This is a genomic window from Achromobacter sp. K91 (genome assembly GCF_003576205.1).
In the GTDB taxonomy this organism is placed as follows: Bacteria; Pseudomonadota; Gammaproteobacteria; order Burkholderiales; family Burkholderiaceae_B; genus Achromobacter; species Achromobacter aegrifaciens.
In genome coordinates, this window is record NZ_QWFB01000019.1 from 1 (window position 1) to 14,631 (window position 14,631).

Sequence of the window (14,631 nt, forward strand, 5' to 3'; positions counted from 1 at the left end):
GATGTGTATAAGAGACAGGGTGAGGGACGCATGGACGGGCGGGCGGGGCGCAGGGAGCCGCGATGATATCGGAGTGGCGCGGGCGGTTGTTTCTGGATGTGGCCAACTATGCGTTGACGTTGCTGCCGGACGCAAAATACCCAATTTCAGTGATATGCATGGGGCCAAAGATGGCGTGTAATGCCGCCCAAGGCTATATCGCGCCCGCCGGCGCCGCGAGAAACCGGCCATCTCCGCACGCGATGATGGAAACGGTTTTTTCGTAGGGTCTTTTCAAAGGAGCAGCCATCGCTGCTCCTTTTTTTCGTGGCCGCTCGGGGAAACTCCCTATCTTCTGAGGACGCGCCGCCCGTTGACAGCGGCCTTGCACGAATCGATACTCGAATCCAGTACGTATACGTACAAAATGACAGGCGTCGCACCGGCCTAACGGGTTCCCACTGCTCTCGCAAAGGAGTAAGCAATGAAGGACGGCGAAATTCTTTCCGGATTCCTGGCTCCCCACCCGCCGCACCTGGTGTACGGCGAGAACCCGCCGCAGAACGAGCCGCGCTCGCGCGGCGGCTGGGAAAGCCTGCGCTGGGCCTACGACCACGTGCGAGAGAGCATCGAACGCCTGCAGCCGGACGTGCTGCTGGTGCATTCGCCGCACTGGATCACCCAGGTGGGCCACCATTTCCTGGGCGTGCCGCGCCTGGCGGGCCGCTCGGTCGATCCGATCTTTCCCGACCTGTTCCGCTACGACTTCGGCATGGACGTGGACGTGGAACTGGCCGAAGCCTGTTGCGAGGAAGGCAGCAAGCTGGGCCTGGTCACCAAGATGATGCGCAATCCGAAGTTCAGGGTGGACTACGGCACCATCACCACGCTGCACATGGTGCGGCCGCAATGGGACATCCCGGTGGTGGGGCTGTCGGCGAACAACACGCCGTACTACCTCGACACCAAAGAGGGGCAGAAGGAAATGGACCTGCTGGGCCGGGCCACGCGCGAAGCCATACGCAAGAGCGGGCGGCGGGCGGTCCTGCTCGCCAGCAATACGCTGTCGCACTGGCATTTCCACGAGCAGCCCGAGGTGCCCGAGGACATGTCCAAGGAGCATCCGGCGCGTTACGACGGCTATCTGTGGGACATCCGCATGATCGAACTGATGCGCAAGGGCAGGATGGGCGAGGTGTTCGAACTCCTGCCCCAGTTCATCGACGAAGCCTTCGCCGAAGTGAAATCCGGCGCGTTCACCTGGATGCACGCGGCCATGGGCTATCCGCAGCTGGCGGGCAAGTTCCATGGCTACGGCACCGTGATCGGCACCGGCAACGCGGTGATGGAATGGAATCTGCAGGAGGCCGGGCTGTCCCGCCTTGAAGCCCCCGCTGGCGTTACGGCCTAGCCGTTGGAGACATGCAATGACCCTCGTTTCCGCATTTCTCGTTCCCGGCAGCCCGCTGCCGCAGTTGCGCAGCGACGTGGCGCCCTGGGGGCGGCTGCATCAGGCGCTGCGCGCGGCCGGCGAGTCGCTGGCCGCTTCCCGGCCCGACGTGGTGCTGGTGTATTCGACGCAGTGGATGGCGGTGCTGGACCAGCTGTGGATCACCCGCGCGCGCAGCACCGGTGTGCACGTGGACGAGAACTGGCACGAGTACGGCGAGCTGCCCTTTGACATCGCCAGCGATACGGGCTTGGCAGAAGCCTGCGTGCAGGGCTGCCGCGACGCCGGCATCCATGCGCGCGGCGTGGACTACGACCAGTTTCCCATCGATACGGGCACCATCACGGTCAGCACGCTGATGGGCTTCGGCACCGACAAGCTGCCCGTGACGCTGGCGGCCAATAACCTGTATCACGACAACGCGCAGACGGAGCAGCTCAGCCGCATCGCCTTGCAGGCGGCCGCGGCCCAGGGCAAGCGGGCGGCGGTCATCGGCATAGGCGGCCTGTCCAACACCATGTTCCGCGAGCCTGTGGCGCCGGAATCCGACCGCTTGATCTCCCAGACCTTCGACGACTGGAACCGCCGCATGCTGGCGCTGCTGGAAAGCGGCGACGCCGGAAAACTGCGTGAACTCATGCCCGAGTACGCCGGGCAGGCCAAGGCGGAGATGGGCTTCAAGCACATGTCCTGGCTGCTGGGCGCGGTGGGCGATCGGTTCCGCGGCGCCAATGTGCTGGAATATGCGCCGCTTTATGGCAGCGGTGGAGCCGTGGTGGAATTCAAGCTGGATTGAACACGCGCCGAGCCGTGGCGCATACCGCGCGGCGCCTTCGAGGGGGCGCCAATCCCCGTGGTCAGGCAGCGCCCGCCAGCGCCACCGGTATCTCCCTGGTCCCCGCCGTGCGGCGCCATTGCGCCGGCCCCGACACATGCAGGTTGCCCCCCTCCGCGTCCACCGCCACGGTCACGGGCATGTCCTGGACTTCGAACTCGTGGATCGCTTCCATGCCCAGGTCCTCGAACGCGACCACCCGGGCGCTGCGGATGGCGCGGGAGACGAGATAGGCCGCGCCGCCCACGGCGATCAGGTAGGCCGCCCGGTGGCGTCGGATTGACTCGACCGCCTGCGGGCCGCGCTCGGCCTTGCCTATCATCGTCAGCAGTCCCGTGCGCTCCAGCATCATGTCGGTGTAGCCGTCCATACGCGTGGACGTGGTCGGGCCGGCAGGGCCGACGGCCTCGTCGCGCACGGCGTCCACCGGGCCCACGTAGTAGATGGCGCGGCCGCAGAAGTCGGCGGGCAGGGGCTCGCCGCGGGCCAGCATTTCGCGGATGCGCTGGTGCGCGGCATCGCGTCCGGTCAGCATGCGGCCGTTTAGCAGCAAGGTTTCGCCGGCGCGCCAGGACGCGACCTCCTCGCGGGTGAGGGTGTCCAGGTTCACGCGCCGACCGGCGCTGGATCCGCGCCCGGGTCCCAGGTCGGGCCAGAGATCCAGCGAGGGCGGGGCCAGGTGTGCGGGGCCGGATCCGTCCAGCACGAAGCTTGCATGGCGCGTGGCCGCGCAATTGGGGATCAGCGCGATGGGCTTGGCGGCCGCATGCGTGGGGTAGGTCTTGATCTTCACGTCCAGTACCGTGGTGAGGCCGCCCAGGCCCTGCGCGCCCACGCCCAGCGCGTTGACGCGCTCGTGCAGTTCCAGCCGCAGCGCGTCCTCGGGCGTCAGTGCATCGCCGCGCTGCGCCCGCGCCTGCAGTTCGTGCATGTCCAGCGGCTGCATCAGGCTTTCCTTGGCCAGCAGCACCGCTTTTTCGGCGGTGCCGCCCACGCCTATGCCCAGCATGCCGGGCGGACACCAGCCGGCGCCCATGGCGGGAATCTGCGCCAGCACCCAGTCGACGATGCTGTCGGCCGGGTTCAGCATGGCCAGCCGCGCCTTGTTTTCCGAACCGCCACCCTTGGCCGCGACCGTGACGGCCACGCTTGCGCCCGGCACGATGCGTGTGTTGATAACGGCGGGCGTGTTGTCGCGGGTATTGCCGCGGCTGAACAGCGGGTCCGCCACCACCGAGGCCCGCAGCGGATTGTCCGGGTCCAGGTAGGCGCGCCGCACGCCGGCGTTGACGGCGTCTTCCAGGCTGCCGCCAAAGCCCTCCCAGCGCACGTCCATGCCGACCTCCAGGAAGACGTTGACGATGCCGGTGTCCTGGCAGATCGGCCGCTTACCGATGGCGGCCATGCGCGAGCTGGCCAGGATCTGAGCCATGGCGTCGCGCGCCGGCGCGCTGGCTTCGCGTTCATAGGCGCGGGCCAGGTGCGCGATGTAATCGGCCGGATGGTAATGGCTGATGTACTGCAGCGCGCTGGCGATGGATTCGATCAGGTCGTCCTGGCGGATGAAGGTGCTCATGGCGTGCGAGGGCAGGTGACTTTGGCAGAGGATCAAGTTCAATCGGCGTGCAGCGTGACGCCGGGCCGGTCCTTGACCAGGCTCACGGCGACGAACGACACCACGGCCATGGCGATGACGTAGACGCCTACGTGCCAGGACTGTCCGGTGGCGGTGATGATGGACTGCGCGATCATCGCGGCGAAGGCGCCGCCCAGGATGGAGCCCAGCGCGTAGCCTGCCGACACGCCCGAGTAGCGCACGTCGGCCGGGAACATCTCGGCGTACAGCGCGGCCTGCGGGCCGTAGGTCAGGCCCAGCGGCACCGACAGCACGGCCAGGGCGAAGGCGAATTGCATGACGTCGCCGGAGTCGACGAAGGACCACATCGGTATGGCCCACAGCGCCAGCAGCACGTAGCCGAGCTGGAAGGTGCGCACGCGGCCGATGCGGTCGCCCAGCCAGCCGCCCAGCAGCGTGGTGCCCAGCCAGCAGGCCGCGGCCAGCGTGCAGATCATCAGCACCTGCTGTGGCGGCATGCGCAGCGCCCGGCTGCCGTAGCTGATGAAGAAGCCGACCAGCAGGTAACCCGCCGTGCTGTTGCCCACGAAGATCAGCGTGGTCAGCAGGATCTGGCGCGGATGTTTGCGCAACAGCGTGCCCAGCGGCGCCGAGGAATGGCTGCGGCGCGACTGCATCTCCAGGAACACCGGCGATTCCTCGACTGCGCGGCGGATGAAGACGCCGACAATGATGAGCGCGATGGACAGCAGGAAAGACACGCGCCAACCCCAGGCCATGAAGTTGTCGGGGCCGACCAGGGAGGTAATGCACCACAGCACGCCGGTGGCGACGATCATGCCCAGCGGTACGCCGATCTGGGGGAAGGCGCCGAACAGCGAACGCCGGTCGCGCGGCGCGTGCTCGACCGCCATGAGCGCCGCGCCGCCCCATTCGCCGCCGGCGGAGAACCCTTGCAGCACGCGCAGCGTCACCAGCATCACCGGCGCCCAGATGCCGATCTGCGCGTAGGTGGGCAGCACGCCGATCAGCGCGGTGGACACGCCCATCAGGATCAGCGTGGCCGCCAGCACCCGCTTGCGGCCGTAGCGGTCACCCAGATGGCCGCAGACGATGGCGCCCAGCGGCCGGAACAGGAAGGCCACGCCCACCGTCGCGAAGGACAGGATCAGCGACAGCTCGGGATTTTCCTTGGCGAAGGGCGCGAAGAACAGCGAACCCAGCACCAATCCCGCGGCCTGGACGTAGATGAAGTAGTCGTACCACTCGATGGCCGAGCCGACCAGGTGGCGGCCAGTACCTTGCGGTCGTCGGCGCTGACCAGCGGGCCGGATGCGGACCGGCGGGCGGAAGCGACGGCGGCGCCGTCGGCGGGAATTTCTGTCTGCATGGTTGTCTCCGTGGGGGGATGCGGCGATTCAGCTTCTTATTGGGAGGCGTTGCCTAGGCCGCGGCGCTCTGCGGCGCGTCGGGCTGGTTTTCCGGACGGGCCGCTACGAACGCGGGCAGGCTGGCGCAGGCCTGGACGATGGCGCGGACCCGTTCGAAGGGCGTCAGGTCCGCGCCGTAGCGCAAGGCGTTGTAGACCTGCGGGATCAGATAGCACTCGACCAGCGTGGGCGCGGCGCCCAGCGCGTAGCCGCCGTCCTGCGCCACGGGCAGCGCCGCCTCGAAGGCCTGGAAGCCCTCGGCGCACCAGTGGCGGTACCAGTCCTGGATCTGTTCGTCATCCGCGCCGAACTGGGCGCGCAGGCGCTTGAGCGCGCGCAGGTTGTTGAGCGGATGCATTTCGCAGGCGACCAGTTGCGCCAGCGCGCGGGCCTGCGCGCGCAGCGCCGGATCGGCCGGCAGCAGCGGCGCGCCGGGATGCCGCTCGTCCAGGTACTCGATGATGGCCAGCGACTGCTGCAGGCGCAGGCCGTCGATTTCCAGCATGGGCACCAGGCCGAAGGGCGCGAGCGAGCGGTAGGCGGGCTGCTGGTGCTCGCCCTTGACCATGTGCCAGGTGACCTGCCGGTAAGGCAGGCCTTTCAAGGCCAGGGCGATGCGGACCCGGTAGGCCGCGGAACTGCGCCAGTAGCTGTGCAGGGTGAGGGCAGGCGTATCGGCCATGGCGGTCTCCGGTCAGGCAGCGGCGGGCTCAGAAGCGTCGGCCGATACGGTGCCAGGCAAGGGGCGCGTGCCGGGAATGCGCACCTGCTGGTCGATGTCGCCGAACAGGCTTGCGCCCGCGTCGTCGCGCATGCCGATGCACACACGGTCGCCATGCTTGAGGAAGGGCGTGCGCATTTCGCCGTCGCGCAACTTCTCCCGCACGCGCGCCTCGACCAGGCAACACACGCCGGCCGCGTCGCTGGCATTCGAAATGGTGCCGCTGCCCACCAGCGTGCCCGCGCCCAGGCGGCGCGTGCGGGCCGCGTGCGCGATCAGTTCGCCGAAGTGGAACTGCATTTCCTCGCCCGCCTGGGGCCGGCCGATCTGTTGGCCGTTGAGCCACACTTGCATGGCGCGGTGCAGCTTGCCGCCGCGCCAGTAGGGGGCCAGCTCATCAGGCGTGACGAGCACGGGCGACAGCGCCGAGGCGGGCTTGCCCTGCAGGAAGCCGAAGCCCTTGGACAGCTCTGGCAGCACCACGTTGCGCAGGGTCACGTCGTTGACCAGGCCCAGCAGCACGATGTGTTCGAGCGCCGTGTCGGCGTCCACGCCCAGCGGCACGTCGTCGGTCACCACCACGATCTCCGCTTCCAGGTCCACGCCCAGTTCCTCGCTGGCGGCGGTGATGTCCTCGCAGGGGCCCATGAAGTCATCCGAGGCGCCCTGGTACATCAGCGGATCGGTCAGGAACGAAGGCGGCATCTCGCCGCCGCGGGCGCGGCGCGTCAGCTCTACATGGTTCAGGTAGGCCGATGCATCCAGCCATTGGTAGGCGCGCGGCAGGGGGGCGGCGCAGCGGGCGGGGTCGAAGGGGAGGCTGGCGCCGTCGCCGGCGTTCAACGATTCGTATTCGGCCTGCAGCAGCGGCGCGGCGCGGGCCCAGTCGTCCAGCGCCTGCTGCAAGGTGGCCGCGATGTGCGGCACGGCGCGCATGCGGGTCAGGTCGCGGTTGACGATGGCCAGGACGCCGTCGCGGGCGCCGTTGGTCAGGGTGGCGAGTTTCATCTTCAGGTACTCCGTATCGGATAGGCAGGCCCGCGCTGGGGCCTTGTCGTGCGGGATCAGGCGGTGAGTTCAGCCCACATGTCGCGGTCGCGCTGGGCGGTCCAGACGCGCGGATCGGCGATGCCGCTGGCCTCGTCATAGGCGCGCGAAACATCGAAGGGAATGGCGTGTTCGTAGATGACGACGTGACCGAACTCGGGGTCCATGACGCGGCGCGTGTCCTCATAGACCTGCTTCAGGCTCTTGCCTTGCTCCACGCCCTGGCGCGCGCAGCCGTACAGCGTTTCGACCCAGCTGCGCGTGTAGCCGATGGCTTCGCGGCAGGCGGCGGGCGTGGTCAGCGCGGGGCCGCGGCCCGGCACCATCTGGCGCGGCTCCAGCGCCTGCAGGGCGTCCAGCGTGGCGGGCCAGTCGGACAAATAGGCATCGCCCGTGTACACGCCCGCGTTGAATTCCACCAGGTCGCCGGAAAAACAGATGCCCTGCGACGGAATCCAGACGATGGAGTCGCCCCGGGTGTGGCCGGCGCCCAGGTGCAGCATGCGCACTTCGAGGCTGCCCAGGAACACGGTCAGTTCGCGCTCGAACACCACGGTGGGCCAGGTCAGCCCGGGTATGGTCTCGGCGGACTGGAACAGCCGCGGGAAGCGGCCGATCTCCGAGTCCATGTCGGCCTGGCCGCGTTCGACGATGAGCTCATGCGTGCCGCGGCTGGCGTACACGTTGGCCGCGCCCTCGGCGGCGAAGGCCGACGCGCCCAGCACGCGCACGGCGTGGTAGTGCGTCAGCGCCACGTGGCGGATGGGCTTGTCCGTGACGCCGCGGATCGCGCGGATCAGCGCCTGCGCCATGGCCGGCGTCGCGGTCGCGTCGACCACCATCACGCTGTCGTCGCCGATGATCACGCCCGAGTTGGGGTCGCCGTCGGCAACGTAGGCGTAGGCGTTGTCGGACAGGCGTTCGAAGGAGATCTTCTTTTCCGCCAGGTCGGCCTGGGAGGCGAAGGGTTTGCTCATGGTGTTCCTTTAATGAATGGAAAGTGGGCGGCGGTTCAGCTGGCGTGGACTTGGCCGCGCTGCTGGCTGCTGGTGCCGGTGGCGCCGGGCATCAGCCCGGCGGCCTTGTCGCGGGTCCAGGCGGCCAGGTCGTCGTGGGCGCTGCGGCGCTTGCGGGCCACGTAGTCGTCCACGGGCAGGCGCAGGGTCAGTTCGAGCCGGATGCCGTTGGGGTCGAAGAAATAGATGGAGCGGATGAAGTGGTGGTCGGTCGGCCCCACCACCTCGACGCCGTGGGACAGCAGACGCTGGCGCATCCGCTCCAGCTCGGCCTCGCCGCGGATCTCCATGGCGAAGTGGTTGACCCAGCGCGGCGTGGCGGGATCGGGCTGGCTCAGTCCGTTGTCGCCCAGATCGAAGAAGGCGATGTGGGAGCCATCGGCGAATTCGAAGAACAGGTGCACGAAGGGGCAGTGCTCGCCGGTGGAGGGCACGCGTTCTTCCTTGACCACGTGCACCAGCGGCAGGCCCAGGATGTCTTCGTAGAAATGCCGGGTTTCTTCCGCGTCGCGGCAACGCCAGGCGAAGTGGTGCAGGCCCTGGATGGCGGGGCAGGCAGGGGGGTGTTGCAGCGTCATGGCGCCGTCTCCGTGGTTCATGGAATGTTCAAGGCGGGCGAACCGGGCTGGCTCGCCAGCATCTCGTCGACCGCCGCCTGCACACGGGCCGCGTCGTCCACGGCTTCGATGAGCAGAAGCGACAGCCGGGCCAGGCTGTCGCGCTGGGCCGCGGGGTCGGGCACGTTGGTCAGTGCAATGAGGCGCTCGAGCAGGTCGTCAAGCTGTTGCTGGGATAGCGGCATGGCTGGCGCCTCCGGTTGAGCGGTAGAGGCCGCGGGCCTCGGATAGGGGGGCGGTACGGGCGCCGGGCGCATCCAGCGCCGCGCTGATCCAGGCCTGCACGGCCTGGGGATCGCGCGTCTCGGGTGTGGCGGCGGCCATGACGTGCTGGTCGGGGCGCAGCAGCCAGGCCTGGCCGTCCAGCGTCTGGCCGAGCTGGTGCGCCAGAGCCGCGCGTCCACGCTCATCGCACAGCGGCCCGACGGCGGTCCAGCGCAGCAGGCCGTCGTCGTCCTCTACGCCGGCCGGCAGGGCATCGCCGAACACCAGGACGGTGAACCAGGGGCCAAGCAACCCGTGCAGCGTCAGGCCGTCGCTTTGCCGCAGCACCACGTTGGGCAGCGCGCGCCCGGCCAGGACGTGCGGGCCGCAAGCCAGCGCAGATTCGGGATAGATGGCCGGCATGCACAGGCGGCCGGTGTTGATCATGCGGGCGGCGACGGCGTGGCGCGGCGCCAGGTCGATGATGGCGTCGCGCCACAGCGCGGCCGAGCGGGCCGCGCCCGGGTAGACGAAGCGCGAGGAGCGGCGCGCCTGGCGGATGTTCTCCATCGCGGCGTGCTTGCGCTCCACGCTGTAGGTGTCCAGCAGGGAGTCGCCCGCGCGGCCTTGCAGCAGCAGGGCCAGCTTCCAGCCCAGGTTGTCGGCGTCCTGGATGCCGCCGTTGCCGCCGCGCGCGCCGAAGGGCGCGACCAGGTGGGCCGAGTCGCCTGCGAACAGCACGCGGTCGTGGCGCAGGCTGTCCAGGCATTCATGGCGGTAGGCCCAGACGCCGTGCCAGGCGATGTCGAATTCCACGCGTTCGCCCAGCAGGTCCCACACGCGCTGGCGCATCGCCGCGTCCGTTGCCGCCTCGGCCGGGTCTTCGTCCGCGCGCAGTTGGAAATCCAGCCGCCAGGTGTCATCGGCCATCTTGTGGCGCCAGACCGCGCGGCCATGGTTGCTGCGCGCGTCCAGCCAGGTCCAGCGTTCCTCCGGCCAGGTGGTGTCGCGCAGCACGATGTCGATGATGATCCAGCGGTCCTCGGTCTGGTCGTAGACCCGCGGACTCAGGCCCAGCATGCCGCGCACCGCGCTCTTCGCGCCGTCGCAGGCGACGACCCATTGCGCGCGGCACAGATAGACGCCGTCGGGCGTCTCCACCTGCAGCGTCGCCGGGCCGTCCGCTTGCGGTTCGATGCCGGCGACGCGGTTCAACCAGCGCAGCTCGGCCAGCGGCTCGCGCATCAGCGCGTCCACCAGGAAGGCTTCCAGGTAGTACTGCTGCAGGTTGACGAAGCCGTTGTGGCGCATGTCGGGCTGGTCTTGCAGCGTGAATGAGGCCACCGCCATGTCGCGGCACAGCACGCGGCCCACGTTCCAGCGCACGCCCTTGCCGACCACGTCGCCGGCCATGCCGAGCCGGTCGAAGATGTCCAGCGTGCGCTGCGCCCAGACCATGCCGCGCGAGGCCAGGCCACGCACGCCGACGGTGTTGTCGTCGTCCAGCACGACCACGGGGATGCCGCGCCGTACCAGATCCAGCGCCAGCGTCAACCCGGTCAATCCGGCCCCCACGACCGCCACCGGATGCGGATCGCGGCGCGGGCGGTCCATTTCCTCGGGCCTGACGTATGGATAGATGGGAAGCTCTTTCATCGTTTTCCCTAGTTCGATGTGGTTTGTTGCAGGCCCCACTCTAGGAGCGCCGCGCGGGTCCGTCATGTCCTCACGGAAGAGGACATCGCGGCGGCGGGGGATGACCTTAGAATCGGGAAAACACGCGCAAGCGGGGGAAAACGACACCATGGAAGAGACAAACAACCCTATGCCCGCGGGCGGGGGGCCGGACCGTTGGGCCGAGTCCGCCGTCATGGACCTGGGCGGTCCGATGTTCCATGCCGCGCTGTTGCTGGCGTTGCGCGAAACCGTGGCCGCCGACCACGTGTCGCACGTGTTCTACGGCCACGAGGGCTCGGTGCAGTATTCGTCGGCCGCCAGCCTGCTCAACCAGTCCCTGATCGAATGGACCACGAATGTGTTCGTGGACAACGAGTTCTACCGGCGCGACCCCAATTACGGACTGCTGCGCGACATGGCGTGCCGGCCCGGCCACCATCCCGACCTGGTCGTCCAGACCGCGTCGCCCGAACGCATCGCGGATGACGAGTACCGCCGCGTATTGTTCGAGCGCCCGGGCTTTGCCAGCAAGATTTCGCTCATCGGCTGCCGCGATGAGGGCATCAGCTACCTGAACCTGTATTTCTCGCACGCCCATTCGCCGGACGTAGCCGAACTGATGCGCGGGCGAGCGCCCCTGCTGATCGCGTTGGCGCGGCGTCATCACCAGTTGTGCCGCGCGGAAACGGACGCGCCGCGCGCGCCGTCCTGGTGCAGCGGCCTGTCGTTGCGCGAGATCCAGGTGGCGGACTTGCTGCGCCAGGGCCATACGGCGAAGGAAGTGGGGCGCGAACTGGGCCTGTCGCCCACCACCGTGGTCACCTACAAGAACCGCATCTTCAAGAAGAACAACGTGGCCAGCCTGAAGGAGTTCCTGATCAAGGCGCCGGCCGCGCGCGCCGTGCCGGCCTGTATGCCGGAGGCGGGCGGGCGCTGAGCGTCGGGGCTGCTGCTGCCGGGTTTCGGCGCCGGCTCGCGGGCGTCGGGTAGCGCTTGCCCGCGGTCAGGCCGCGGCGGATGGCCGCAGCCGGGCGATGGCAGGAACCGCCAGCGCCGCCAGCAGCGCCACGGCCCCTGCGATATAGCCCACGCTGCCCAGCCCCCATTGCGCGATCGCCCATCCGCCCAGCATGGCGCCGGCGCCGATGCCGGCATTGGCCGCCGATACGTTCAGCGTGCCTGCCATGGCCTGGGCTTGCGGCGCGACCTGCATTACGCGCACCTGGCACACCGGATACAGCGCGGTGTTGGCGATGCTCCAGGCGGCCAGCGCCGGCAGCAGCCCGGCCAGCGTCGCCGCCAGCGGCGCGGTGGCCATCATGCCCAGGCCCAGCAGCACGGTGAACGCCAGGGTCGCGGCCAACGGATTGCGGTCCGCCGCCAGTCCGCCCAGCCAGTTACCGGCCAGGCCCGCCGCGCCAAAGCCCATCAGCCACCAACCCACCTGCGCCGGCGGAACGCCGGCGATGCGTTCCAGCACGTCGGCCAGATAGGTGTAGGCAGTGAACATCGCGGTGAACACCGCGACGGACAGGGCGACGTGGGCCAGCAGGCGCGGATCCCGCAGAATCCGCGCCTGCTCGCGCAAGCCTGCGCGCGGCGGGCGCGGCAAGGCCGGCATGCAGGCCCACATCAAGACGGCCAGCGCCAGGGACAGCGCGGCCAGTCCCCAGAAACTGCCGCGCCAGCCTATGGACGTGGCCGCCAGCGTGCCCAGCGGAATGCCGAACAGCAGGGCGGCGGAGATGCCCAGGTAGACGCGCGCCACCGCCTGTCCGGCGCTGCGGGGGCCGGCCAGTTGCGCGGCGGCTTCGCTGGCGGTGCCCCAGAACACCGGCAGGGCGAGCGCGGGTATGAAGCGCGCCAGCGCCAGCACCCAGATGTTGGGCGCGACCGCGGCCAGCGCATTGGCGGCGGCGAAGACCAGCAGGATCGCGACGAACAGGCGCTTGCGCTCCAGGTGCGACACCGCCGCCGTCAGCAGCGGTCCGGACAGCATCACCGTGAACGCGAACAGGGTCACAAGCTGGCCCGCGGCGGTTACCGAGATGGACAGGTCGCGTGCCAGTTCGGGCAGCAGCCCGACGATCAGGAACTCCGTGGAAACGATGACGAAGGCCGCGACGGCGAGGATGGCGATGGAAAGCGCGCCGGAGCGGGTGGAAACGGATGGCGATGCGAGGGAAGTTTCAAGCATGGATGGGTTCAAGAGGAAGACGGTCTTGAACGATATTGGAGATAGAATTTCTTATCTCGGGTATTTATTCCATGAATTAAGGAATCTGATTCCTTAATATTCGCCGCCATGATTCCATCCGAACGCCTGAAAGGCATCGAAGCTTTCGTCACCACCGCGGACGCAGGCAGCTTCACCGCCGCCGCCGACCGGCTCCACCTCACTGCGTCGGCCGTGGGCAAGAGCGTCGCGCGTCTGGAAGCCCGCCTGCGCACCCGCTTGTTTGAACGAAGTACGCGCCGTCTGGCGCTGACGGACGCGGGCAGCGCCTACTACCGCACCTGCGTGCGCGTGCTGGCCGAATTGCAGGACGCCGAGGCGGTGTTGGCGGCGCAGCGCCAGGAGCCGGCCGGCCGCCTGCGCCTGGACCTGCCCGCGACCTTCGGCCGCCGGGTCGCGCTGCCGCTGCTGCTGGAGTTCTTCAAGCGCCATCCGCTGTTGCGCCCGCAGGTGTCCTTCACGGACCGCCATGTCGATCTGGCCGCCGAAGGCATAGACGTGGCGGTGCGCATCGGCGGGCCGCAGCAGTGGGCGCCCGGCCTGGGCCACCGTTACCTGGGTTCGGAACGCGTGATTTTCTGCGCCTCGCCGCAATACCTGGCGCAACGCGGCACCCCGCTTACCGCCGACGACCTGGCGCAGCATGACGCGGTGGCCTACGGCCGCGCGGACGGGGAGTCCCCGGTGTGGCGCATCGCGCAGGGCGCCGGGCCCGCCAGCCTGCGGCCCATCGACGGCGTGATGATGCTGGACAGCGCCGAAGCCCAGGTCGACGCCGTCGCCGCCGGCTTCGGCATCGCGCAACTGGCGACCTGGCTGGCGGCCGACGCCTTGCGCGACGGCCGGGTGGTCGAGGTGCTGCCGCAATTGGCCACCGAAGGCCTGTCGCTGTACCTGGCGTGGCCGCTGGGCAAGCAGTTGCTGCCCAAGGTGGATGCGGTGGTGGAAATGCTGGGGGAGTCGCTCAGCATCGTGTAGCGGGCGGCCGCAATATCGTTTGGTCTGAGAAAGTGACGGCCCTGCGCCGCGCTGTTCCTACGTCTTCTACGCTCATGGTGGGAGGAGGACGGCTCAAGTAAACAGTTCTGTTTATTTATTCAACATTTTTGTTTATGCTCAATCAGGCCGTGACCATCGGTCATGAAATACAGCGAATTCAAGAGATGGCTGGAACGACAAGGGGCAGTGTTTGTGCCGCATAAGTCAGGCAGCAGCCATTACCGGGTTACCTTGAACGGCGTGACCACTATCTTTCCACATCATGGGTCCAAGGAAATGGGCAAGCATCTGGAAAGCGAAATCAAGAAACAGCTCGGTTTGAAATGACGCCGTGCGTCACGTGGACAGCCTTGCCTGGCACATTCATCAAACGGAAGCCCAAATGCTGACCTATCCCTATACCCTGACTCGCGACTCCAACGATACGTGGCTAGTCCGGTTTCGCGATATTCCAGAAGCGCTAGCCGTAGGGCAGGACGTCGATGAGGCGGCAATCAACGCCGAAGAGGCGCTCGAAGCTGCGCTGGAGATCTACTTCGAGGCGCGTCGCCCCATTCCCATGCCCTCCAAACCTGCCAAGGGCCAGGCGTCAGTAACCTTGCCCGCCTTGGTCACCAGCAAGGTTTTTCTGTCGAACGAGATGATTCTTCAGGGGGTGCGCAAGGCCGAGTTGGCGAGGCGCATGGGGGTTCACATGCCGCAAGTGGACCGGTTGCTCAACGTGCGACACGCATCCCGGATCGAGCAAGTCGAATCCGCTCTCGGGCAGCTTGGGCGCCGCCTGGACGTGTCGATTGCCTGAGGCTGGCAAGCCTGCAAGTCCCGCATGTCAATGAAAATCGGC

At 68.0% G+C, this 14,631-nt stretch carries 15 protein-coding genes; 6 read left to right on the forward strand and 9 right to left on the reverse strand.

Annotation, left to right across the window (positions count from 1 at the left end):
• The first annotated feature begins 463 nt into the window (after positions 1 to 463).
• Both DXK93_RS04695 and DXK93_RS04700 read left to right on the forward strand, forming a co-directional pair.
• Positions 464 to 1,390, forward strand: a complete 927-nt coding sequence (locus DXK93_RS04695) for a tRNA U-34 5-methylaminomethyl-2-thiouridine biosynthesis protein (protein ID WP_119449481.1) — start codon at positions 464 to 466, stop codon at positions 1,388 to 1,390.
• Between the two features lie 16 nt (positions 1,391 to 1,406).
• Positions 1,407 to 2,225, forward strand: a complete 819-nt coding sequence (locus tag DXK93_RS04700; RefSeq protein ID WP_119449482.1) for a tRNA U-34 5-methylaminomethyl-2-thiouridine biosynthesis protein — start codon at positions 1,407 to 1,409, stop codon at positions 2,223 to 2,225.
• Between the two features lie 61 nt (positions 2,226 to 2,286).
• Here the strand turns inward: DXK93_RS04700 and DXK93_RS04705 are convergent, their stop codons facing one another.
• From DXK93_RS04705 to DXK93_RS04740, 8 genes are all read right to left on the reverse strand, one after another.
• A complete protein-coding gene (locus tag DXK93_RS04705; RefSeq protein WP_119449483.1) occupies positions 2,287 to 3,840 on the reverse strand; it encodes a fumarate hydratase in 1,554 nt (517 codons plus the stop codon).
• A gap of 38 nt (positions 3,841 to 3,878) precedes the next feature.
• Positions 3,879 to 5,066: an MFS transporter gene (locus tag DXK93_RS04710; protein ID WP_233564506.1), complete on the reverse strand. Its 1,188-nt coding sequence runs from the start codon at positions 5,064 to 5,066 to the stop codon at positions 3,879 to 3,881.
• 217 nt (positions 5,067 to 5,283) lie between these two features.
• A complete protein-coding gene (gene maiA / locus DXK93_RS04715) occupies positions 5,284 to 5,952 on the reverse strand; it encodes a maleylacetoacetate isomerase (protein WP_119449485.1) in 669 nt (222 codons plus the stop codon).
• A gap of 12 nt (positions 5,953 to 5,964) precedes the next feature.
• Positions 5,965 to 6,999 (reverse strand): fumarylacetoacetate hydrolase family protein, encoded by a 1,035-nt coding sequence (locus tag DXK93_RS04720; protein ID WP_119449486.1) that lies wholly within the window; start codon positions 6,997 to 6,999, stop codon positions 5,965 to 5,967.
• Positions 7,000 to 7,055: 56 nt separating this feature from the next.
• A complete protein-coding gene (locus tag DXK93_RS04725) occupies positions 7,056 to 8,015 on the reverse strand; it encodes an MBL fold metallo-hydrolase (protein WP_054456584.1) in 960 nt (319 codons plus the stop codon).
• A gap of 35 nt (positions 8,016 to 8,050) precedes the next feature.
• Positions 8,051 to 8,632, reverse strand: coding sequence for a VOC family protein (locus DXK93_RS04730; protein ID WP_119449525.1), 582 nt, complete (start codon positions 8,630 to 8,632; stop codon positions 8,051 to 8,053).
• 17 nt (positions 8,633 to 8,649) lie between these two features.
• A complete protein-coding gene (locus DXK93_RS04735) occupies positions 8,650 to 8,856 on the reverse strand; it encodes a hypothetical protein (RefSeq protein ID WP_054456585.1) in 207 nt (68 codons plus the stop codon).
• Complete coding sequence (locus DXK93_RS04740) at positions 8,831 to 10,531, reverse strand: FAD-dependent oxidoreductase (RefSeq protein ID WP_119449487.1); 1,701 nt, start codon at positions 10,529 to 10,531, stop codon at positions 8,831 to 8,833. The genes DXK93_RS04735 and DXK93_RS04740 overlap by 26 nt, the downstream gene beginning before the upstream one ends.
• A gap of 148 nt (positions 10,532 to 10,679) precedes the next feature.
• Between DXK93_RS04740 and DXK93_RS04745 the strand changes: the two genes are divergently transcribed.
• A complete protein-coding gene (locus DXK93_RS04745; protein ID WP_119449488.1) occupies positions 10,680 to 11,489 on the forward strand; it encodes a helix-turn-helix transcriptional regulator in 810 nt (269 codons plus the stop codon).
• A gap of 66 nt (positions 11,490 to 11,555) precedes the next feature.
• Here DXK93_RS04745 and DXK93_RS04750 read toward each other — a convergent pair whose 3' ends face one another.
• Positions 11,556 to 12,749: an MFS transporter gene (locus DXK93_RS04750; protein ID WP_119449489.1), complete on the reverse strand. Its 1,194-nt coding sequence runs from the start codon at positions 12,747 to 12,749 to the stop codon at positions 11,556 to 11,558.
• A gap of 108 nt (positions 12,750 to 12,857) precedes the next feature.
• On the opposite strand from DXK93_RS04750, the gene DXK93_RS04755 reads away from it, so the two are divergent.
• From DXK93_RS04755 to DXK93_RS04765, 3 genes are all read left to right on the forward strand, one after another.
• Positions 12,858 to 13,766 (forward strand): LysR family transcriptional regulator, encoded by a 909-nt coding sequence (locus tag DXK93_RS04755; RefSeq protein ID WP_119449490.1) that lies wholly within the window; start codon positions 12,858 to 12,860, stop codon positions 13,764 to 13,766.
• A 162-nt stretch (positions 13,767 to 13,928) separates the two neighbouring features.
• Positions 13,929 to 14,114, forward strand: coding sequence for a type II toxin-antitoxin system HicA family toxin (locus DXK93_RS04760; protein ID WP_119449491.1), 186 nt, complete (start codon positions 13,929 to 13,931; stop codon positions 14,112 to 14,114).
• Between the two features lie 55 nt (positions 14,115 to 14,169).
• Positions 14,170 to 14,589 (forward strand): type II toxin-antitoxin system HicB family antitoxin, encoded by a 420-nt coding sequence (locus tag DXK93_RS04765; RefSeq protein ID WP_054456849.1) that lies wholly within the window; start codon positions 14,170 to 14,172, stop codon positions 14,587 to 14,589.
• The last annotated feature ends 42 nt before the right edge of the window (positions 14,590 to 14,631 follow it).